The sequence below is a fragment of the Cellulomonas sp. NPDC057328 genome (assembly GCF_042667215.1).
Lineage (GTDB): Bacteria > Actinomycetota > Actinomycetes > Actinomycetales > Cellulomonadaceae > Cellulomonas.
The window spans coordinates 1-20,953 of record NZ_JBHUZW010000004.1 but is presented as its reverse complement, the minus strand read 5'-3'; the positions used below and the strand labels follow the sequence as shown (position 1 = coordinate 20,953).

General features: G+C 76.9%; 18 protein-coding genes and 1 riboswitch. Of the genes, 6 read left to right on the top strand and 12 right to left on the bottom strand.

Translation table 11 applies throughout. The annotated features are described in order from the left end of the window. Positions 1-98 precede the first annotated feature (98 nt). Entirely contained in the window at positions 99-1,091 is a 993-nt protein-coding gene (locus ACFUMH_RS01595; RefSeq protein WP_378199336.1) for an aldo/keto reductase, read from the bottom strand. Positions 1,092-1,124: 33 nt separating this feature from the next. Between ACFUMH_RS01595 and ACFUMH_RS01590 the strand changes: the two genes are divergently transcribed. The 3 genes from ACFUMH_RS01590 to rocD all read left to right on the top strand — a co-directional run bounded on the left by ACFUMH_RS01590 (position 1,125) and on the right by rocD (position 3,939). After that, positions 1,125-1,643, top strand: coding sequence for an SRPBCC family protein (locus ACFUMH_RS01590; protein ID WP_378199333.1), 519 nt, complete (start codon positions 1,125-1,127; stop codon positions 1,641-1,643). 200 nt (positions 1,644-1,843) lie between these two features. Further along, a complete protein-coding gene (gene ddaH, locus ACFUMH_RS01585; protein ID WP_378199330.1) occupies positions 1,844-2,671 on the top strand; it encodes a dimethylargininase in 828 nt (275 codons plus the stop codon). Positions 2,672-2,676: 5 nt separating this feature from the next. Continuing rightward, positions 2,677-3,939, top strand: a complete 1,263-nt coding sequence (gene rocD, locus ACFUMH_RS01580) for an ornithine--oxo-acid transaminase (protein WP_378199327.1) — start codon at positions 2,677-2,679, stop codon at positions 3,937-3,939. A 326-nt stretch (positions 3,940-4,265) separates the two neighbouring features. Here the strand turns inward: rocD and ACFUMH_RS01575 are convergent, their stop codons facing one another. Further along, on the bottom strand, positions 4,266-5,621 hold the full coding sequence (locus ACFUMH_RS01575; RefSeq protein WP_378199324.1) for a CAP domain-containing protein: 1,356 nt from the start codon (positions 5,619-5,621) through the stop codon (positions 4,266-4,268). Positions 5,622-5,778: 157 nt separating this feature from the next. On the opposite strand from ACFUMH_RS01575, the gene ACFUMH_RS01570 reads away from it, so the two are divergent. Further along, the gene (locus tag ACFUMH_RS01570; protein ID WP_378199321.1) at positions 5,779-6,249 is read left to right on the top strand and encodes an Lrp/AsnC family transcriptional regulator; all 471 of its coding nucleotides are present in this window, start codon (positions 5,779-5,781) and stop codon (positions 6,247-6,249) included. A 19-nt stretch (positions 6,250-6,268) separates the two neighbouring features. Here ACFUMH_RS01570 and ACFUMH_RS01565 read toward each other — a convergent pair whose 3' ends face one another. The 4 genes from ACFUMH_RS01565 to ACFUMH_RS01550 all read right to left on the bottom strand — a co-directional run bounded on the left by ACFUMH_RS01565 (position 6,269) and on the right by ACFUMH_RS01550 (position 10,071). Next, on the bottom strand, positions 6,269-7,198 hold the full coding sequence (locus ACFUMH_RS01565) for a universal stress protein (protein ID WP_378199318.1): 930 nt from the start codon (positions 7,196-7,198) through the stop codon (positions 6,269-6,271). A 125-nt stretch (positions 7,199-7,323) separates the two neighbouring features. Further along, the gene (locus tag ACFUMH_RS01560; RefSeq protein ID WP_378199315.1) at positions 7,324-7,818 is read right to left on the bottom strand and encodes an HNH endonuclease; all 495 of its coding nucleotides are present in this window, start codon (positions 7,816-7,818) and stop codon (positions 7,324-7,326) included. 232 nt (positions 7,819-8,050) lie between these two features. Then, positions 8,051-8,842 (bottom strand): C40 family peptidase, encoded by a 792-nt coding sequence (locus ACFUMH_RS01555; RefSeq protein WP_378199312.1) that lies wholly within the window; start codon positions 8,840-8,842, stop codon positions 8,051-8,053. Between the two features lie 2 nt (positions 8,843-8,844). Beyond that, positions 8,845-9,068, bottom strand: a riboswitch (cyclic di-AMP (ydaO/yuaA leader). 310 nt (positions 9,069-9,378) lie between these two features. Next, entirely contained in the window at positions 9,379-10,071 is a 693-nt protein-coding gene (locus ACFUMH_RS01550) for a metal-dependent transcriptional regulator (RefSeq protein WP_378199309.1), read from the bottom strand. Between the two features lie 136 nt (positions 10,072-10,207). Here ACFUMH_RS01550 and serC point away from each other — a divergent pair, with 136 nt between their 5' ends. Beyond that, a complete protein-coding gene (gene serC / locus ACFUMH_RS01545; protein WP_378199306.1) occupies positions 10,208-11,347 on the top strand; it encodes a phosphoserine transaminase in 1,140 nt (379 codons plus the stop codon). A 146-nt stretch (positions 11,348-11,493) separates the two neighbouring features. Here serC and ACFUMH_RS01540 read toward each other — a convergent pair whose 3' ends face one another. The 4 genes from ACFUMH_RS01540 to ACFUMH_RS01525 all read right to left on the bottom strand — a co-directional run bounded on the left by ACFUMH_RS01540 (position 11,494) and on the right by ACFUMH_RS01525 (position 15,982). Continuing rightward, positions 11,494-12,174: an LPXTG cell wall anchor domain-containing protein gene (locus ACFUMH_RS01540; RefSeq protein ID WP_378199303.1), complete on the bottom strand. Its 681-nt coding sequence runs from the start codon at positions 12,172-12,174 to the stop codon at positions 11,494-11,496. 134 nt (positions 12,175-12,308) lie between these two features. Then, on the bottom strand, positions 12,309-14,093 hold the full coding sequence (locus ACFUMH_RS01535) for a DUF4012 domain-containing protein (protein WP_378199300.1): 1,785 nt from the start codon (positions 14,091-14,093) through the stop codon (positions 12,309-12,311). An 81-nt stretch (positions 14,094-14,174) separates the two neighbouring features. Beyond that, positions 14,175-15,533, bottom strand: a complete 1,359-nt coding sequence (locus ACFUMH_RS01530) for an MFS transporter (protein ID WP_378199297.1) — start codon at positions 15,531-15,533, stop codon at positions 14,175-14,177. Beyond that, on the bottom strand, positions 15,530-15,982 hold the full coding sequence (locus ACFUMH_RS01525) for a MarR family winged helix-turn-helix transcriptional regulator (RefSeq protein ID WP_378199294.1): 453 nt from the start codon (positions 15,980-15,982) through the stop codon (positions 15,530-15,532). Before ACFUMH_RS01525 ends, ACFUMH_RS01530 begins: the two co-directional genes overlap by 4 nt. Before the next feature lie 91 nt (positions 15,983-16,073). Here ACFUMH_RS01525 and ACFUMH_RS01520 point away from each other — a divergent pair, with 91 nt between their 5' ends. Then, positions 16,074-16,688, top strand: a complete 615-nt coding sequence (locus tag ACFUMH_RS01520; RefSeq protein WP_378199291.1) for a CAP domain-containing protein — start codon at positions 16,074-16,076, stop codon at positions 16,686-16,688. A gap of 53 nt (positions 16,689-16,741) precedes the next feature. Here the strand turns inward: ACFUMH_RS01520 and ACFUMH_RS01515 are convergent, their stop codons facing one another. Together ACFUMH_RS01515 and ACFUMH_RS01510 are read right to left on the bottom strand one after the other, a co-directional pair. Continuing rightward, complete coding sequence (locus ACFUMH_RS01515; protein WP_378199288.1) at positions 16,742-18,067, bottom strand: UDP-glucose dehydrogenase family protein; 1,326 nt, start codon at positions 18,065-18,067, stop codon at positions 16,742-16,744. A 70-nt stretch (positions 18,068-18,137) separates the two neighbouring features. Next, positions 18,138-20,744: a LuxR C-terminal-related transcriptional regulator gene (locus ACFUMH_RS01510; protein WP_378199285.1), complete on the bottom strand. Its 2,607-nt coding sequence runs from the start codon at positions 20,742-20,744 to the stop codon at positions 18,138-18,140. Positions 20,745-20,953: the final 209 nt, after the last annotated feature.

The window sequence follows — 20,953 nt, the reverse complement described above, 5'->3', positions numbered from 1 at the left end:
GGGGCCCGGTGCCGCGCGGGGGTGGTTCCTCATGCGGCGCCGGGCCCCGTCCGACGTCCTGACGGCGGTGCGTCGACCGGACGTGCCGGCCGGCCGCGTCACCAGCGGTCGTGCACGTGCTCCTTGATGCGCCGGTCGTACACGTCGGCGAGGGCCGCGAGCGTCGCGTCGTCGAGCGACGCGAGCTGCTCCGCCGCCGCGTTGGCGCGGGCCTGCTCGGGCGTGCGGGCACCGGGGATCACGACCGAGACACCCGGCTGGTCGACGATCCACCGCAGCGCGAGCTGGGCCGTCGTCGCGCCGGACGGCGTGTGCTGCGCGACCTCCTGCGCCGCCTCGACACCGACCTCGTACGGCACGCCCGCGAACGTCTCGCCGACGTCGAACGCCTCGCCGTGGCGGTTGAAGTTCCGGTGGTCGTCCGCCGCGAACTGCGTCGACGCGTCGTACTTGCCGCTGAGCAGCCCGGAGGCGAGCGGCACGCGCGCGATGATGCCGACGCCGGCCTCGGCCGCGGCGGGCAGCACGCGCTCGAGCGGCTTGCGCCGGAACACGTTGAGGATGATCTGCACGCTCGCGACGTGCGGGCGCGCGATGGCCGTGAGCGCCTCGTCGACGGTCTCGACGGAGACGCCGTAGGCAGCGACGCGGTTCTCCTCGACGAGCGTGTCGAGCGCGTCGAAGACCTCGTCGCGGCCGTACACGTCGGTGGGCGGGCAGTGCAGCTGCACGAGGTCGAGCGTGTCGACGCCGAGGTTCTCGCGGCTGCGGTCGTTCCAGGCACGGAAGGCGTCGAGCGAGTACGCTTCGGGCACGTGCGGGTCCGCACGCCGGCCCATCTTCGTCGCGACCGTCACACGCGACGCCACCTCGGGACGCTCGGCGAGGAACCGGCCGATGACCTTCTCCGACCGCCCGTCGCCGTACACGTCGGCGGTGTCGAGGAAGGTCACCCCGGCGCCGACGGCGGCGTCGAGCACCTCGAGCGCCGTGTCGTCGCCGACCGTCCCCCAGTCGCCGCCGAGCTGCCAGCAGCCCAGCCCGACGACCCCGACCTCACGTCCTGTCCTACCGAGTACCCGCGTGCGCATGCCCCCGACGGTACCCCGGGGGAGGATCGGTGCATGACGACGCCCACCGCACGACCCGCCGGCGCCGGGGCGCGCGACGGGGTCACGGGGGCGCGCGTCACGCGGACGTTCCCCGCCCCCGCGCGCACGGCGTTCACGGCCCTCACCGACGCCCGCAACCACGCGCGCTGGGTGCCGCAGACCCGGGTGGAGACCGACGGCGGCCCGCGGCTCGGCACGCACGTCGAGGCCGTCTCCGGGCCGCTCGCCCGGTTCGGCGCCCCCGGCCTGCCCGACCGCATGACCATCACGCGGTACGAGTCGCCGGGCGGCGACGGGGCCGGCGACTCCCCCGGCGTCGCGGTGTTCGCCAAGCACGGCCCCCTGCTGCTCGGCGAGGCGACGATCTGCGTCGAGCCGGTGGACGACGCGAGCTGCCGCGTCACGTGGGAGGAGCGCGTGCCGCTGGCGGGGCCGTTGCCGGGCGCGCTGACGTCGCGGCTCACCGCACCCGCGCTCGCGCTCATGCTGCGCGTGGTGCTCGGCCGGGCGGCGCGCGAGCTGCTGGTGTGACGCGCGCACGTCATCGACGTCACGCCTGCGTTTCGACGCAACGGATCGTCGCACGCGATCCGTTTCGCGCAACGGATCGCGCGTAGGCGCGCAACGGCGCCTGCGCAGCCGTGCGTGCCGCCGCTCGTACGCTCGGGACCACCGGTACGCCCACCCGCGCACCGCACGTCCCCGTCCTTGCGCACCCCACGAGGAGCCCCATGACCGCGCACGCCCCCGGCCCCACCCCGCGCCACTACCTGATGTGCGAGCCCACCCACTACACGGTCTCGTACGAGATCAACCCGTGGATGGACAAGACGCGGCACACGGACGCGGACCTGGCCGTGCGGCAGTGGCGCACGCTGCGCGACACGTACCTCGACCTGGGGCACACCGTCGAGACGATCGACCCGCTGCCCGGGCTGCCCGACATGGTCTACGCGGCCAACGGCGCGACCGTCGTCGACGGCGTCGTCTACTCCGCCAGGTTCCGCTACCCCGAGCGGCAGCCGGAGGGCCCCGCGTACCAGAAGTGGTTCGCCGACCGCGGCTGGGTCACGCACACCGCCGCGCAGACCAACGAGGGCGAGGGCGACCTGCTCGTCGTCGGCGACCTCGTCCTCGCCGGCACCGGGTTCCGCACGGCGCGCGCGGCGCACGCCGAGCTCCAGGAGCTCGTCGGCCGGCCCGTCATCTCCCTCGAGCTCGTCGACCCGCACTACTACCACCTCGACACGGCGCTCGCGGTGCTGTCGTCCGACCCCGCGGACCCGCAGATCGCGTACTACCCGCCGGCCTTCTCGCCCGGCTCGCGGTCCGTGCTCCGGCAGCTCTTCCCCGAGGCCGTCGTCGCGACCGAGGACGACGCCGCGGCGCTCGGCCTCAACGCGGTGTCGGACGGCGAGCACGTCGTCGTCGCACCCGCCGCGACGCACCTCGCCGGCGCCCTGCGCGAGCGCGGGTACACGCCGATCCCCGTCGACACGAGCGAGCTGCTCAAGGGCGGCGGCGGAGCCAAGTGCTGCACGCTCGAGCTGCGGAGGTGAGCGGGATGGCGACGGTGACGGGTGCGGGCGCCGTCGGTGCGGGTGCCGTCGCGTCGGGCGTCGGGTCGGCGCTGGCGCCGAACTACCACCCGCTGCCCGTCACGGTCGCCACCGGCGAGGGCGCGTGGGTCACCGACACGACGGGGCGCCGGTACCTGGACCTGCTGTCGGCGTACTCGGCGCTGAACTTCGGGCACCGGCACCCCGCGCTCGTCGCGGCGGCGCACGCGCAGCTCGACCGGCTGACGCTGACCTCCCGCGCGTTCGACCACGAGCTGCTCGAGCCGTTCGCGCAGGCCCTCACCGGGCTCGTCGGCCCGCTGCTGGCCGGGCGCTCGCACCTCGTCCTGCCGATGAACACCGGCGCGGAGGCCGTCGAGACGGCGATCAAGGCGAGCCGCAAGTGGGGCTACGAGGTCCGCGGCGTGCCCGCCGACCGGGCGACGATCGTCGTCGCCGACGGCAACTTCCACGGCCGCACGACGACCGTCGTGTCGTTCTCGACCGACCCGGACGCCCGCCGCGGCTTCGGTCCGTTCACGCCCGGGTTCGTCACCGTGCCGTACGGGGACGCCGCCGCGCTCGCCCGCGCCGTCGACGAGACGACGGTCGCCGTGCTGCTCGAGCCCGTGCAGGGCGAGCAGGGCGTCGTCGTCCCGCCGGACGACTACCTGCCGGCCGTGCGCCGGGTGTGCGACGACGCCGGCGTGCTGCTCGTCGCGGACGAGATCCAGTCCGGACTCGGCCGCACCGGCTCGACCCTCGCGTGCGAACGCTGGGACGTCCGCCCCGACCTCGTCACGCTCGGCAAGGCGCTCGGCGGCGGGATCGTGCCGGTGTCCGCGGTGGTCGGGCGTGCCGACGTCCTCGAGGTGCTGAGCCCCGGGACGCACGGGTCGACGTTCGGCGGCAACCCGCTGGCGTGCGCGGTGGGGCTCGCCGTCGTCGACCTGCTGACGCCCGGCACGCTGCAGGCGCGCGCCCGCACGCTCGGCGAGCACCTCGGCCACCGGCTCGCGGCGCTCATGGACGACGGGCTGCTGCACGGCGTGCGGACCGTCGGCCTGTGGGCGGGCCTGGACGTCGTCCCCGGCCTGCCGGGCGGGCCGGCGTCGGGCCGGGAGCTGTGCGAGCGGCTGCTCGCGCGCGGCGTCCTCGCCAAGGACACGCACGGCGCGACCGTCCGCCTGGCCCCGCCCCTCACGGTCGACGCCGCCGACCTCGACCACGCCCTCGACGACCTCACGACCGCCCTGACGACCCCCTGACGCACACCCCGCCTCCCCACGCCGACCGGAACACCGGTGCGGTCACCACCACCGCAGGACGACACCGGCATGCCGCTCGGCGCACCCGATCCGCCCGCGGCAGCGCCAGCGGCTCACGGCCCCCACTCCGCGCCGACCGGAATGCCGGTGCCGTTCACGGGTCGCAGGACGACACCGGTATGCCGTTCGGCGCTCGGGTGGGCGGGGCGGGGGCGCGTCGACGAGGTTGCCGCCGGGCACCTCGCCGCAGCCAGCCGTCACCTGCGGCGAGCGGGATGTCGGTGGCGTTCCCGGTGTGGAGAGCTGCAGCGGTGTTCCGGTCGGCGTCAGCTGAACGTGATGGACGTGTACATCCAGCCGTCGTGGAGGACCACGCCGACGTAGGCGGTCGAGTAGCTGCCGAGCATCTGCGCGTTGTGCCCGCCGGAGCCCGCGTAGGCGGCGATCATGCGCGACGCGCTGGCCGGCGACACCCGGCCCACGATCTCGGGGCGTGCCTTCATCGAGCCGGCGCGCGTGCCGGAGTGCCAGATGCTGTCCGACGCGGCCATCTGCATCGCGTGCTCGCCGCGCGCCCCGGACGAGACGATGTTCAGGCGGCCCAGCCCGTTGGCCGCGCGGTGCGCGTTGAGCGCCTCACCGACGTCACCGGCGCCGACCACCGAGCCGGCGAGCGGCAGACCCGCCGCCGGGGCCGGGGCCGGGGCGCCGCCACCGGAGGCCGCCGGGGCGGACGCGGCGCGCGGGGCGGTGGACCGGGGTGCCGTCGACCGCGGGGCGCGCGCGGCGGTGCCGCTGCCCCGGGACGCGCGGGCCGCGGCCGCCGCGGCGGCGGCCTGCTCGGCGGCGGCGCGCTCGGCGGCGATGCGGGCGTCCTCGGCGGCCTGCCACGCGGCCTGCGCCTCGACGACGGCCTTCTCGGGCCCGGCGATCGCGGCGGTCGTGGTCCGCAGGGTCGTCAGCGACACCGAGGGGGCGCCGAGCGCGGTGGACGTCGCGTCGACGGCCTGCTGCAGCGCGCCGCGCGGGCCGTCGCCGGCCTGCGCGGACGCGGCGAGCGTCGCGACGGCGTGGTCCGCGGCGGCCTTGGCGGCCCCCGACGTGGCGGCGCGCTGACCCGTCACCACCGCGGCACCGGCGAGCGCGGTGTCCGCGCGCGGCGCGGCCAGGTCGGCGGCGTGCGCCTCGACGGCGGCGGCGACCCGCGACGACGCGGCGGCCTCGGCGGACGCGCGTGCCCGGTGGTCCTGCTCGGCCGTCCACACGGTGCCGGCCGCGGCGAGCACCGCCGCGGCGGCGACCAGCGCGGTGGCGCGGCGCGCGCCGCCCGGGCGCGAGGCGTCGGCGGCGGGGCGCTGCTGCGGGACGTGGTCGAGGCCGCCGGCGCGGGCGGGGTCGGACACGTGCTCCGGGGCCGGTGCCGGCTGCGGCACGGTGCCGGCGGTGCGGCGCGGCACGAGCGGCGTCGGCGCGGAGAGGACCGGCCCGGCCTGCGTCGGCAGGACCGGGGGCGCGGCGGCCGCGGGCCTCGCGGCGCCGGGCGGGGTGGGCGTCGGCACCACCGGCGTGGGCGCGGACGCCACCGGTCCCGCCTGCCGTGGCACGCCTGGCGTGGTGCCGCTCGTCGTGCGCGCCTCACGTGCGCCGTCCCGGCGCATGCCGGTGCCCTGCCGTCCGCTCATCGGTCGTTCCCCCCTCGGCGAGGTCGCGTCGTCCACGACCCCATCGGCAGGTGAAGCGTCCGACCTGAGCACATGTGTCGCAATCCGTGGCACATGCGGTCATCGACGTTGCACGTCCGTGCACGGACATCCCGGACGGACCCGTCAGGATGGGCACGTGCACGCCGACCGCCTCGACGACCTCGACACCGCCATCCTCCGCGTGCTCGCACGCGACGCCCGCGCGACGTTCGCGCAGGTGGGCGCGCAGGTCGCGCTCAGCGCGCCCGCGGTGAAGCGGCGCGTGGACCGGCTGCGCGAGCGCGGCGTCATCCGCGGGTTCACGGTGCGGCTCGACCCGGCCGCGCTCGGCTGGCACACCGAGGCGTTCGTCGAGCTGTTCTGCCACGGGTCGACGAGCCCGGCGACGATGCGCGCGGCCGTCGAGGACTACCCGGAGGTGGTCGCGGCGAGCACCGTGACGGGCGACGTCGACCTCGTCCTGCAGGTGCGGGCGCGCGACATGCGCCACCTCGAGCAGGTCGTCGAGCGGCTCGCGGCGGAGCCGTTCGTGTCCCGGACGCGGTCCACGGTCGTGCTGTCGGCGCTCGTGCGGCGTCCCGACGTGCCGACCACCGGCGCCGGCTGACACCGGCCCGGCCGCGACGTCAGCGCGTGAGCTCCTCCGCGCCGCGCGCGGTGACGACCATGACGGGGCAGCGCGCGTGGTGCAGCACCGCCTGGCTCGTCGAGCCGAGCAGCAGCCCGGCGAACCCGCCGCGGCCGCGCGAGCCGACGACGATGAGGTCGGTCGCGGCGGAGAACTCGGTGAGCAGCTCGGCGCCCGTGCCGTCCAGCACGTGCCGCTTCACCTCGAGGCCCGGGTGCCCGGCGAGCGCGCGGTCGACGACGACGTCGAGCCCCTCGGCCACGTCGCGCAGCACCTGGTCGTGGTCCACCGCCGACGGCAGCCACGCGAGCACCCCCGTCATCGCGTGCACCGGGACGCCGGAGATCGCGTACAGCTCGGCACCCCACCGCTCGGCCTCGCGGATCGCGAGCCGCAGCGCGGCCTCGGCGGGCGGCGAGCCGTCGACGCCGACCACGATGCGCCGCACGGGCCGCACGGGCGCGGGGTCCTCCTCGACCGGCGCGCCGCGCTCGTCCCGCAGGGGGACGACGACCGTCGGGCACCACGCGTGCGCCGGCAGCGCCGACGACACGGTGCCGAGCAGCCGGTCCGCGAACCCGCCCCGCCCGCGCGTGCCCACGACGGCGAGGTCGACCGAGCGGGACGCGTCCACGAGCACCGCGGCGGCGTCGCCGGTGACGACGCGCCCCTCGACGGGGACGCCGGCGTCGCGCGCGTGCAGCAGCGCCTCGTCGAGCACCGACTGCGCGCCGGCGCGGATCGTGTCGTCGTCGAGGGCCGCGTACCCGCCGTCGAGGCTCGCGGCCGTGAACGACGGCAGCGCGTACGCCACGAGCACCCGCACGCCGCACCCGCGGGTGCGCGCCTCGTGGAGCGCCCAGTCGAGGGCGTGCAGGCTGGCCGCCGACCCGTCGACCCCGACGAGGACCTCGTGCTCGCGCGTCATGCCGCCCTCCGCGTCGGTGCTCGCCGCGCCGTCACGACGAGTCTGTGGTGCTGACCTGACCCCATCGTGGCACACCCGTGACGATCCGCGGACCCTCCCCGCACCGGACGCGGACCCGCGTGGCGTCAGGCGACGAGGTACGGGGACCAGGCCGGCTCGGTGCGCGCGGCCGCGCCGCCGACCGTGAAGGACCACCGAGGTGCGTGGGGCCGAAAGGGCAGCTCCCAGCCGAGCTCCAGGAGCGTCCGGTCGGCCTTGCGGTGGTTGCAGCGCACGCACGCGGCGACGACGTTGGTCCACTCGTGCCGGCCGCCGCGCGAGCGCGGGTGCACGTGGTCGACGGTGTCGGCGCCTCCGCCGCAGTACGCGCAGCGGTGGTCGTCACGCTGCAGCACGGTGCGCCGGGTGGGCGGCACGGGGCGCCGCTTCGGCACGTGCACGTAGCGGGTGAGCACCAGCACGACCGGCAGCGGCACCTCGGCGCGCGCGGAGTGCAGCACGCGTCCGCCCGACTCCAGGACCGTCGCCTTGCCGGTCATGACGAGGGCGACGGCGCGGTGCACCGTCACGACGCACAGCGGCTCGCCGCTCGCGTTGAGCAGCAGGGTGCGGTTGGGCACGGGCGCGGGCGGGGGGCCGGGTGGGCCTCCCACGGGGACGGTCGTCAGCACGGTGCACTCCTGACCTCGGTGGTCGGACCGGCTGGCTGCCGGTCCGGACGAGAAGGAACAGCGTCGATGCGGGACCAGGGTACGCGCACGCCCTTTCGACGGGTGGGGCGTGCGTCCACGAACGACGGAGCCCCGACGACCGTGTGGTCGTCGGGGCTCCGTGACATCGGTGCCGGCCTGGTCAGCCGATCCGGATGAACGTCGGCGAGCTCTGCCAGATGGTGCGGAACTGCACCGTCTTACCCGGGCGCGGCGAGTCGATCATCATGTCGCCACCGGCGTAGATGCCGATGTGGCCGGGGCTCCAGATCAGGTCGCCCGGCTGCGCCTCGGCACGCGACACGACCGTGCCGGCGTTCCGCTGCGCCGACGACGTGCGCGGCAGGTTGATGCCGAGCTGCGCGTACACGTACGACGTGAAGCCGGAGCAGTCCATGCCCTCGGGCGACGCACCGCCGGAGACGTACGGGACGCCCACGTAGCGGGCGGCGACCTCGAGGACCGCGTTGCCCGACACGCTCTGCGGGATCGGGGCGTTGGCCGTCGTGGTGGTCGACGCCTCGGTGCCCGCGGACGCGCGCTCGGCCGTGCGGGAGGCGGCGCGCGTACGCACCGGCTCGGGCTCGGGCGCCGGCGGCGGCGGGGTCGGCTTCGCGGCCGTGACGACGGGCGCGTCGACCGTGAAGACGGCCTCGGCCGGGGCCGAGACGACCGGGGAGGTGTTGAGGACGGCCCGTGCGGAGGCCGTCAGCGCTGCCGTGTCGACAGCGGCGAGGTTGCCGGCGGACTCACCGGGGGCAGCGCTCGACGGGATGGCCAGCATGGAGACCATGAGGCCGGACGATGCGGCGACGACGGCGGAACGGCGGCCGACGGTGCCCATCTGCTCGGATGCTGCGTTGGCGAGCTCGGTCAGCGGCGTCGACGGACGACGCGCGGCGCGGTGGCGCGCCCGGATGGTGCTCTCGGACAACGTGTGCCTCTCCTGTCGCCTACGAGGTGAGCTGTCGGGTTCGGGTGGGAGAACACCCGGCCGGTCGTCCGTCCCGACCGCGCGCACCGTGGTGCGTGCTGTCGTTCCGTCCGCCCGGCTTCACCCCAAGGGCACCGTCTCCGGTACCCACGATTTGGGTCCCCCGCCCCTGCCGGCGAGTCGTACGGGACCTGTGAGCGGCGGCAGGGTTCGGCGTTCCGCTCGTAGGGCTCCCACGGAGGAGGGTTCCGAGAAGCAGGACGAACGTACATGACGGATTCGGCGATTGTCACGCGTTGGTCACGACGATCTCGGAACGATCATGGACGGCCGTCCGGGCGACACCCGGACGCCGGACGCCGCCGTGCGTCTGACGTGCACGGCGGCGTCGCGGAGCGGCTCGGGCGCGCCCGTGGGAGCGCGACCGGTGTGGCGGAGTTCACCCGTTCGTGGGCGCGCGGCGCGGCGTCGCCGGGCCGCGCCGGCACGGTCGCCAGCACGGTCGCCGGCACGGTCGCCGGACGCGCCCGCAGGGGTCAGGCGACCCCGACGAAGATGTGCCGCGCGAGCTCCAGCGGCAGGTCCACGACCGTGCCGTTGCCGGGCACGCCGACCGTCACGACGCCCGTCCCCCGCTCGACCGACACCTCGACCCCCGGGCGCACGCCGGCGTCCGCGAGGCGCTCGAGCAGGTCGACGTCGACCTGCAGCGGCTCGGCGATGCGGGCGACGACGGCCGTGGGGCGCACGACGGCGTCCGCGGACGTCAGCGGCACGACCCCGTCGAGGAACCGCACGGGCGTGCGCTCCTCGCCGATCTCGTCCAGGCCCGGGATGGGGTTGCCGTACGGGTCGAAGTGCGGGTGGTCGAGCAGCGCGGCGAGGCGCTTCTCGACGCGCTCGCTCATGACGTGCTCCCACCGGCACGCCTCCTCGTGGACGTGCGGCCAGTCCAGGCCGATGACGTCGGTGAGCAGGCGCTCGGCCAGGCGGTGCTTGCGCATGACCCGCACGGCCTTGCCGTGCCCGGCCTCGGTGAGCTCCAGGTGGCGGTCGCCGGTGACGACGACGAGCCCGTCGCGCTCCATGCGCGCGACCGTCTGCGACACGGTGGGCCCCGAGTGGCCGAGGCGCTCGGCGATGCGGGCGCGCAGGGGGGTGATGCCTTCCTCGGTGAGCTCGTAGATCGTCTTGAGGTACATCTCCGTCGTGTCGATCAGGTCGCTCACCGCTCGGCCTCCCACGTCGCCGTCCGGCGGCGGTCGACCCGCCGCGTGCCGCCCCCAGGGTAGTCGGCCCGCCCGCACGTCCGGGGCGGTGCGGACGCCCGGCCCGCGGCGTGACGCCCGTCGTTATCCTCGGCGCGTGCCCGACGCCCCGGTCCCCGCCGTCACCATCCCCGCCGACCTGCTGCCGCGCGACGGCCGCTTCGGGTGCGGCCCGTCCAAGGTGCGCGCCGCGCAGGTGGACGCGCTCGCCGCCGCGGGCCGCTCGCTGCTCGGCACCTCGCACCGGCAGGCGCCCGTGCGCGCGCTGGTCGGCCGGGTGCGCGCGGGGCTGGCCGAGCTGTTCGGCGCGCCGGACGGGTACGAGGTCGTGCTGGGCAACGGCGGGTCGACGGCGTTCTGGGACGTCGCGACGGTGTCCCTGGTGCGCGAGCGCGCGGCGCACGCGCAGTTCGGCGAGTTCGGCGCGAAGTTCGCGGCGGCGACGTCGCGGGCGCCGTTCCTCGCGGACTCGCACGTGGTGAGCGCGCCGGCCGGGGACGCGGTCGTCCCGACGCTCGTCGACGGCGCCGACGTGTACGCCTGGCCGCACAACGAGACGTCGACGGGGGTGCTCGCGCCCGTGCGGCGCGTCGAGGGCTCGCGCGACGCCGGGGCGCTCGTGGTCGTCGACGGCACCTCGGCGGCGGGCGGCGTCGCGGTGGACGTCGCGGAGACCGACGTCTACTACTTCGCCCCGCAGAAGTCGTTCGCCGCGGACGGCGGCCTGTGGCTGGCGCTCGCGTCGCCCGCCGCGGTGGAGCGCGCCGCGCAGGTGGAGGCGTCGGGGCGCTGGGTGCCGGAGTTCCTGTCCTTCACCGCGGCGGTGACGAACGCGCGCGCCGACCAGACGCTCAACACCCCCGCGCTCGGCACGCTCGTGCTGCTGGCGGAGCAGGTCGAGTGGCTGCTCGCGCAGGGCGGGCTCGCGTGGGCGGCGGCCCGCACGGCCGAGTCGTCGGGCCACCTGTACGCGTGGGCTGCGGAGCGGGAGTGGGCGACGCCGTTCGTCGCCGACCCGGCGCTGCGCTCCCCCGTCGTCGGCACGGTCGACCTCGACCCGGCGATCGACGCGACGGCCGTCACGGCGACGCTGCGCGCGCACGGCGTCGTCGACGTGGAGCCCTACCGCAAGCTCGGCCGCAACCAGCTGCGCGTCGGCATGTTCCCCGCCGTCGAGCCGGACGACGTTCGCGCGCTCACCGCCTGCGTCGACCACGTCGTCGCCGCGCTGGCCTGAGCGGCACCACCGCACCCGCACCCCGCCGCCGCACACCACGACGCCCCGCCTCCCCCGTCCACCGGGGGAGGCGGGGCGTCGTCGCGCCGGGCCCCGTGCCGACCCGAGCCCTGCCGCGTCAGCCCTGCCGAGTCAGCCCTGCCGCGTCAGCCCTGCCGGCGGCGACGCACCGCGACCGCGCCGGCACCGAGGCCGACGAGCGCCGCGGCCGCCGCGGCGAGCAGGCCGACCTGCGCACCGGTGGCCGCGAGGACCTCGGAGCGCTCGGCCGGGGCGGCGTCGACGGCGGAGAGGACGTCGCTGCGCGGCGGGGCCGTGAGGCACTGCGGCGACGACGGCGGGTAGGCGACCGTGACGGTGGTGGACGGGTTGACGTCGAACCGGACGGTGACGTCGGGGCGGACCCAGTCGTACTCGTCGCCCTGCACCCACGTGCCGCCCTCGAGGCGCCAGCCGGGCCAGTCGGCGCCGGTGCCGTCCGTGCCGACGACCGCGCCGGGCCACAGGACGCTGCCGTCGAGCGGCTGATCCTCGTAGACGACGTCGTCGCCGCCCGGGTTGACCCACGTGACGTCGACGGTGCTGCTCGACGAGCCGAGCGCCGTGAGCACGTACCGCAGGCGCGGGACGTCGTTGTCGCACACCGGCGACAGGGTGGTGACGACGACCTCGCAGGGCAGCGGCGCCCCGTAGTCGTCGACGCCGCGCTGGCAGTCGTCCGTCGGCGTCGGCGTCGGTGCCGGCACGGCGGAGGCGACGGACGGGGCGAGGCCGACCGACGCGAGGAGGAGGGCCGCCGCTGCAGCGGCCCGGACGGTGTGACGCATGGCGACTCCCGACATCGATCCGGACATTTCGGAATCATCTTCGCGTCGGCGACGCCATCCGTGGCCAACCCGAACGGGTGATCCTGTCCGGTTCGTCCGATTTCACCCGGACCGCCGCGACGGAGCCGCTCGCCTCACGGGCAGCGGAACGACGCCACCCCGGGCGACGACACGGTGGGTGTCGTCCACACCGTGACGCCGCCGTCCTGCAGCGGCAGGTCGACGGCGACCTCCTGCCGGGCGCCGGGCGCCAGCACGGACGCCACCTGCTGCACGTCCCGCCCGGCCAGCGTGCTGCTCGCGCCGCCGACCGGCGCCCCGTCGCGCCGCATCGCCACGGGTCCCGCACCGACCGGCGACCAGACCGAGACGGTCGTCGTCAGCGTCCCGAGGGGCACGCCGAGGTCCGGCGAGCCGGCGATGTACCGGCCGAGCGTGGCGACGTCCGGGGGCGGGCGGAAGTCGAGGGACAGCACGGCGGTGACGCGCGGCGAGGGGCCGTCGCAGCGGGCGTCCCGGAACGTCACCGCGGTGGTGAGGTCGATGCCGAGCTTGCCCTGGCTGACGTCGTCGAGGAAGACGCCGGCCGCGCCCGCGAACGGCGGCGCGAGGAACCCGCCGCCCACGACCGTGCCGGCCAGCACCTCCTGCTCGTCGCCGTGGGCCGACCAGACGCGCACGCGCCGCTCGTCGACGGCGCCGGTGAGCGCGCCGACGAGGTCCTCGGTGCTGCCGCCGCCCGCGCCGACCGCGGCGACGACGGACGACGCGACGTCGGCGAAGTACGCGTCGGCCTCGAGCGAGTGCGGGTACCGCAGGTACGCCTCGCGCAGCACCGCACGCACGAACCCGTCGCCGGTGAGCGTGCCGCCGGCGGGGTCGGCGAGCGGGCCGACCGCGCCGACGAGCGCGCCGATGGCCACGGGGTCGGTCGCGACCACGCCGTCGACGGGGCCGCCGACGTCCCGCTGCCAGCGCGCGGCGACGAGCTCGGCGGTGCGCGGGAAGTGCGGCGTGAGCGTCGAGTTCTGCACCCAGCGGCCGAGCCGGTCGCTGTGCGTGGCGACCTCCTCGGCGGTGAGCGGCAGCACCGGGGCGTCGAGCGAGCGGAGCTGGTCGGTGCTGCGCTGGTCGACGACGGCGACCGCGCCGTCCTCGACGCGCACGGCCGTGATCGACCCGACGATGCCGCCGGCCGCGCGCAGCTCCGCGGAGTTGAGCGCGAGGACGAGGTACGTGCGCGGCCCGTCGGCGCCGAGCAGGCCGGGCAGCAGCGCGAGCCCGCGCGCGGCGGGACCGAGGGACGCGTCGGCGCGCGCGACGGTGCGCTGCGCCTCCCGCACGGGGTCGGCGAGCGGGCCGACGAGCCGGTCGGGGTCGAGCGCGTCGAGGCGGTCGCGGGCCGCGGCGGTGGTGGCGGCGGCCGTGCGCAGGGCGTCGGCGCCGCGGCTGACGGCGGCGACGTCGACGCGCCCGTCGGGTCCGCGCAGGCCGTCGTCGAGGACGGCGCCGAGCGCGTCGACGGCGGGCAGGGCGTCGCGCACCAGGTCGTCGACGGCCGTGGCGACGACCCGGACGGCGGTGAGCTGGTCGCCGGCCCACGGGACGACCTCGGCGGCGCGCCACACCGGGTCGGACGCGGCGTCGCGCGCGCGGGACGTGTGGGCGCGCAGCCCCTCGAGGTCGGCCGCGGCGGTGCCGGCGGCGCGCGGGTCGACCTCGACGCCGGCGAGCCCGGCGCGCGCGTCCTGCAGCGCACCCGCGGCCTGCCACACGCGGAACGCGACCCACGCGGCGGCGAGCACCAGCAGCACGGCCAGGACGGCGACGACGCGCGCCACCACCGGGCCGACGCGGCGGCGCGGTGCGGGCGGCGTCGGCGCGGGCGCCGTGGCCGTCGTCGCCGGTGGGTGCGTCACGGCCACGATGCTGACAGAACGGACGTTCCGGGCACCGGGACCGGGCGGGGTTTCACCCGCACGCTCACCCGCTGACGGCCGTCAGGCCGCGTGCTGCCGGTCCGCCGCCTCCTGCGCCCCGACGCGCGCCGGCGCCGTCGTCGCGCGCCGCTCCCCCGCCGTGGTCGCGTCGGCCCCCGGCAGCCCGAGGTGGACGACCTCGAGGTGCGGCCGGCTCGTCACGCGGTACCGGAGGCGCACGTTCCAGTGCGAGCGGGCCCACCACGCGGCGCCGACCGAGACGAGCAGCGCGCTGATCGACCCGACGCCGATGGACCACCGCGCGCCGAACGTCTCGCCGATCCAGCCGACGATGGGCGACCCGACGGGCGTCGCACCGAGGAACACCATCATGTAGAGCGCCATGACGCGCCCGCGCATGGCGGGGTCAGTGCTCATCTGGATGGCGGAGTTGGCGGCCGTCATCATCGTGAGCGACGCGAGCCCCACGGGGATGCAGGCGAGCGCGAAGGTGAGGTACGTCGGCATGAGCGCCATCACGCCCGTCGTGACGCCGAACGCGAAGGCCGCGCCGATGACGAGCCGCACGCGCGGCCGCTCGCGCCGGGCGGCGAGCAGCGCCCCGGTCAGCGACCCGATGGCCAGGACCGACCCGAGGATGCCGTACTCCTGCGCGCCGCGGCCGAACTCGAGGCGGGCCATCAGCGCGCTCGTCAGCTGGAAGTTGAGGCCGAACGTCGAGACCACCCCGACGACGACCATGATCACGAGGATGTCCGAGCGGTTGCGCACGTAGGCGACGCCCTCGCGGATCTGCCCCTTGGCGCGCTTGGCGTGCGGCATCGGGTAGAGGTCGGCGCGGCGCATGAGGGTGAGCGAGACGATCGTCGCCGCGAACGTGACGGCGTTGATGACGAACACCCAGCCGGTGCCGACGGCCGCGATGAGCAGGCCGGCGACGCCGGGGCCGACCAGGCGGGCGGCATTGAACGACGCGCTGTTGAGGCCGACGGCGTTGGACAGGCGCCGTGCGGGCACGAGCTCCGCGACGAACGTCTGGCGCACGGGGCCGTCGACCGCGGTGACGCAGCCGAGCAGGCCGGCGAACACGTAGACGTGCCACAGCTCCGCGCGCCCGCTCAGCACGAGCACGCCGAGGCCGGCGGCGAGCACGCCCTGCAGCACCTGCGTGAGCACGAGGAGCTTGCGGCGGTCGAACCGGTCGGCGAGCAGGCCGGCCCACGCCGACAGCAGCAGCGTCGGCCCGAACTGCAGCGCCGTGGTGACGCCGACGGCGACGCCCGAGTCGGAGGTCAGCTGGGTGAGGACCAGCCAGTCCTGGGCGACGCGCTGCATCCACGTGCCGACGTTGGCGACGAGGGCGCCGGCGAACCACAGGCGGTAGTTGCGGAACGAGAGGGACGAGAAGGTGGCGCTCACGAGGCGGCGATCCTCCGGAGGATCTCGGCGGCGTGGACGAGGGCGGTGCGCTCGTCGTCGGTGAGGTCGGCGAGGCGGGCGGAGAGCCAGGCGTCGCGGCGGCGGCGGGTCTCGACGACCTCGGCCTGTCCGGCCTCGGTGAGGGTGACGACGACCTGGCGGCCGTCGGTGGGGTGCTCCTCCTTGCGGACGAGCCCCCGCTCGACGAGGCAGTTGACGGTGCGCGTCATGGCCGGCGGCTGGATGCGCTCGAGGTCCGCGAGCCCGCCGGGCGACATGGGGCCCTCGCGCACGAGGATCGCGAGCACGTTGAACTGCGGGTCGGAGAGGCCGGCCTCGCCCCGCTCCCCCTTGATGCGGCGCGTGGCGCGGCCCAGGGAGACGCGCAGCTCGGCCGCCAGCGCGAGGTCGGCGGCCGGGGCGGCGGGGGCGTCGGAGGTCGTGGTCACAGGTCATTACCCTACATCATTACCTCGGGAAAGGGTCCGGTCCGACGCCGGTGATCCCGGTGATCCGCGACGCACGTGGCAGCATGCCGAGGTGCCCGACCACGCCCGCGACGTCCCCGCCGACGTTCCCCACGACCCCGCACCGACGCCCGGCGGGCGCGCGCCCGTGCCCGGCCTCGCCGTCGCGCTGCTCGTCGTCGCCGCGGTGCTCGGCGTGGGTGCCGTCGTCGCGACGGTGGGACCGGGCGGCGGACCGGCCGGCAGTTCGGCGGGCAGCACCGGCCCGGGTGCGGACGCGCCGTCCGCGACCACCCCGGCCGTCGTCGACCTCGGCGGCGTGGCCCCCGACGACTACGCGCGCGACCTGCTCGCCGCCACCGCCGCCGAGCGGGAGGCCGCCGGCCTGCCCGCGTGGGGCGGGGCGACGTGCGCGGCCGACGCCGCCGCGGCGCGCGCGGCGGACCTGGTCGGGCAGGACCTCGAGCACGCCCCGCTCGACGACGTGCTCGCGGCGTGCGCGCCGCGCAGCGTCGCCGCCGAGAACCTCAGCCGGGCGGCCGTCGCCCCGGCGGACGTCGCGACGGCGTGGATGGGCTCGCCGGGGCACCGCGCGAACGTGGTGGACCCCGGGCTCGAGGACGCCGTCACGGCGTGCGTGCGCGACGGCGAGCAGATGCTCTGCACGCTGGTGCTCGTCGGGCCGTAGCCCGCGGCGCCCCCGGGCCTGGGCGTCAGGGCCTGGGTGTCAGGACCTGCACGTCAGGGGCGGCCGAGCGCCCGGTACGTGAACCCGGCGGCGCGCCACGCCCGCGGGTCGAGGACGTTGCGCCCGTCGACGATCGCGCGCTGCGCGACGACCGCGCCCAGGTCCTCGGGGACGAGGTCGCGGTACTCGGCCCACTCGGTGGCGAGCACGACGACGTCGGCGTCCTGCGCGGCCTCGAGCGCCGTGGCGGCGTACTTGAGGTCGGGCCACTTGGCGCGCGCGTTCTCGACCGCCTGCGGGTCGGTGACGGTGACGTGCGCGCCCTGCAGCTGCATCTGCGCGGCGACGGAGAGGGCCGGCGAGTCGCGGACGTCGTCGCTGTCGGGCTTGAACGCGGCCCCGAGCACGGCGACGCGGCGCCCGACGATCGAGCCGGAGCAGACCTCGCGGGCCAGGTCGACCATGCGCACGCGGCGGCGCATGTTGATCGAGTCGACCTCGCGCAGGAAGGACAGCGCCTGGTCGACGCCGAGCTCGCCGGCGCGGGCCATGAACGCGCGGATGTCCTTGGGCAGGCAGCCCCCGCCGAAGCCGAGGCCGGCGTTGAGGAACCGGCGGCCGATGCGCGCGTCGTAGCCGATCGCGTCGGCGAGGCGGGTGACGTCGGCGCCCGTGGCCTCGCAGAGCTCGGCCATCGCGTTGATGAACGAGATCTTGGTGGCGAGGAACGAGTTGGCGGCGACCTTGACGAGCTGTGCGGTCGCGTAGTCGGTCGTGACGAGCGGCGTGCCCTCGGCGAGCGGGGTCGCGTACACCTCGTCGAGCGCGGCGTGGGCCTGCTCGCCGTCGGGCGTCGGGTTGCCCTCGTCGTCCGTCGGCAGGCCGTAGACGAGGCGGTCGGGGTGCAGGGTGTCCTTGACCGCGAAGCCCTCGCGCAGGAACTCGGGGTTCCACACGAGCGTCGCGCCCGTGGGGGCGAGCCGCGCCGCGAGCGCCTCCGCGGTGCCGACGGGCACGGTGGACTTGCCGGCGACGACGTCGCCCGGCGCGACGTGCGGCAGCAGCGCGTCGAACGCGGCGTCCACGTAGGACAGGTCGGCGCGGAACTCGCCGTGCTTCTGCGGCGTCCCGACGCACAGGAAGTGCACCTGCGCACCCGCCGCGTCGGCCATGTCGGTGCTGAACCGCAGGCGGCCGGTGCTGCCGACCTCGGCGAGCAGCTCGGGCAGGCCCGGCTCGTAGAACGGTGCCGTGCCGGCGGCCAGGCGGGCGACCTTGTCGGCGTCGACGTCGATGCCGACGACGTCGTGCCCGAGCGACGCCATGCTGGCGGCGTGCACCGCGCCGAGGTAGCCGCAGCCGATGACCGAGATGCGCACGGGTGCTCCGATCGCGAGAGGACGAGGTCGCGACGACTCTACGGCCCGGCCGGACGCCCGGCCCCGCGCGTCACCCCTCCGGCGGGGCGGCCGCCGGGCCGGTGGCGCCGGACAGCAGCCCGTAGCGCACGCCGGCGGCCACGGCGGCCTGCCGCGAGTCCGCGCCGAGCTTGCGGTAGAGCGAGCGGACCTGGGACTTCACGGTGTTCGGGGAGACGCCGGCGCGCGCCGCGACCGCCGCGAGGGTGGCGCCCTCCGCGAGCGCGTCGAGGACGGCCTGCTCACGCGTGGTGAGCTGCGGCGCGCGGCCGACGCCCACGAGCACGTCCGGCACGTCGACGCGGGCGAGCACGGCACGCAGCCGCGCCCGGTCGGCGCGCTCGGCGACGGCGTGCAGGGCGGCCCGGTCCTCGGCGCGCACGAGCGCGAGCGGCAGGCCGAGGCCGTGCACCTCGAGCAGGGCCGCCATGCGGTCGGCGGCGTCGACGGCGGCCTCGTCCGCGCCGCGCCGCGCCAGCAGGGCGGCCTCCACGACGGCACGCTCGGCGCGGGCGCGCGGCGTGGAGGTCGGGTCCGCGGGGGCGGCCGCCAGCACGCCCAGCGCGCGGTCGTCGTCGCCGGCCACCAGGTGCAGGCGGGCGATCGCCGTCGCCGAGCGCCGCCCGCGCGGCCGCGTCCCGACGAGGTCGCCGGCCTCGCGCACCCGTCCGAGCGCCAGCAGCAGGACGGCGGCCGTCTCGTCGAGCCGCCGCCGCGACAGCGGGCTCGTGCTGCGCCGCGCGTGCTGGCGGGCGCGGGTCGCCTCCAGCCGGGCCAGGCCGGTGGCGGCCTCGCCGCGCACGAGGTCGACCATGGCCTGCACGTGGGCGATCAGCGGCCAGTGCTCGATGGTCACCAGGTGCCGCTCGAGCCGGTCCAGGTGGGTCTGCGCCGTGGCCCCGTCGAAGTCCTCGAGCGCGACGAGGGCCTCGCCCACGTGGTACATCGACCCCAGGTAGTCGTCGAGGCGCTCCTGCGGCCACCCCGCGGCGCGGACGCGGGCTGCCATGGCGCGCGCCGCGGGGACGTCCCCCGCCGCCGCGAGCGCCCCGGTGAGCAGGGCGCTCGGGTGCAGCCGGTCGATGCCGTCCGGGCCGGCGGCGGACAGCCCGCGCTCGAACGCCGCGACCGCGCCCACGGTGTCGCCCGCGTACAGCAGCGTGATGCCCGCCTGGGTGCAGAAGCGCGGCACCTGGGTGCCGATCGACGCGTGCTCCGCGGGGTCCATCTCGGCGAGCGTCCGCAGCACCTCCCGCGCGGGCCGCACCGCCCGGTCGGCCTGGCCGACGAGGCGCAGCGCCGCGTTCTCGACCGAGCGGGCGAGGACGCGGTCCGTCGCCGTCGCGGGCGGGACCAGCCGCACGGACGCCAGCGCGAGGCCGAGCAGCGCCACCGCGCGGCCCCGGTGCTCGGCCTGCGCGTTCAGCGCCAGCGCCTGGATCATCAGCAGGTACGGGTGGCGCCGGAGGCGGCCGAGGGGCACGTCGCCGAGGGCGCCGAGGACGTCGCCCCGGCCCAGCCGGATGATGTCGTGCCAGTGGCGCTTGACCACGGTCTCCGCGAGCACGAGGTCCTCGGCGTCCACGGCGGCGTGCAGGGCCGCCGCCGGCCGGCCGTGGCGCAGCGACCAGGTGGCGACGGTGCGCCGCAGCGCGCGGTACCGGGTGGGGTCCGCCGCGCGCCCGCCGTCGCGCAGCACCCGGCGCACCGCCCCGGTGAGGACGAAGAGGTCCTCGCCGGGCCCCGCGGTCCACGTACCGAGGCCGAGCGCCGCCGCCTCCGCGAGCCGCTCGTGCGCGTCGGGCGCGCCCGTGAGCTCGGCGGCGAGCCCGGCCGTCACCACGTCGGCCGCGGCGATCGTGCGCAGGAGGTCGCGCACGGGCGCGGGCCGGTGCGCGACGTGCTCGTCGAGCATCCGCTCCAGCGTCCGCGTCGCGTCGAGGGTGCCGGTGAGCGCGTGCTCGAGGGCGACCAGCCGGACGACGAGCGCGACGCCGTCCGTGGCGGCGTGCACCCGCTCCGCGTCGTGGCGGGCGACCGGGCCCAGCACCGCCACCGTCTCCTCGACGGTGAGCGCGAGGTCGTCGAGCGTCAGCTCCTCGACGTCGACGCGGGCCCGCGCCTCCCGGCCGCCGATCCGGCACGTGCCGCGCGCGGCGGCCACGACGTGCAGGTCCGGCAGCGCGGCGACCAGCTCCACCAGGTCGTCGTGCACGGCGTCCGGCAGCTCGTCCACGGCGTCGACGACGAGCGTCAGCACGCCGAGCGTCGCGAGGGCGCGGCGCAGCAGGGGGCGCGGCTCGTCGTCCGTCGAGAGCGCGCCGGAGCCGAGGGCGAGGGGGTGACCGGGCGGGGCGATCCCCGCGGCGGCGACGCCGTCGGCCACCGCGGCCCAGAAGGCGGCGCGGGACAGGCGCTGCTCGGCGGCGTCGACCCACACGCCGCGCACGTGCGGCGCCGTGCCGGTGTGCGCCCACTCCGCGAGCAGCAGCGTCTTGCCGGCGCCGGCGGGCGCACGCAGCAGGGTCACGGGCGCGCCGGCGTCGAGCCGCGCGACGAGCCGGGGCCGCGGGACGAGCCACGACGGCGTGCGCGGGGTGCCGTGCACGCGGACGGGGACGGACCGGTCGGCGGGCACGGTCATCGACTGTAACCGCGGTCGCGGGCACCGCCGACGCACCGGGCACCGCCGACGCACCGGGCACCGCCGGCGCACCGGGCACCGCCGACGCACCGGGCACCGCCGACGCACCGGGCACCGCCGGCGCACCGGGCACCGCCGGCGCACCGCCCGCGGCCCCGGGACGGGCGGAGGGCCCCGGCGTCCGCCGGGGCCCTCCGTGGGGT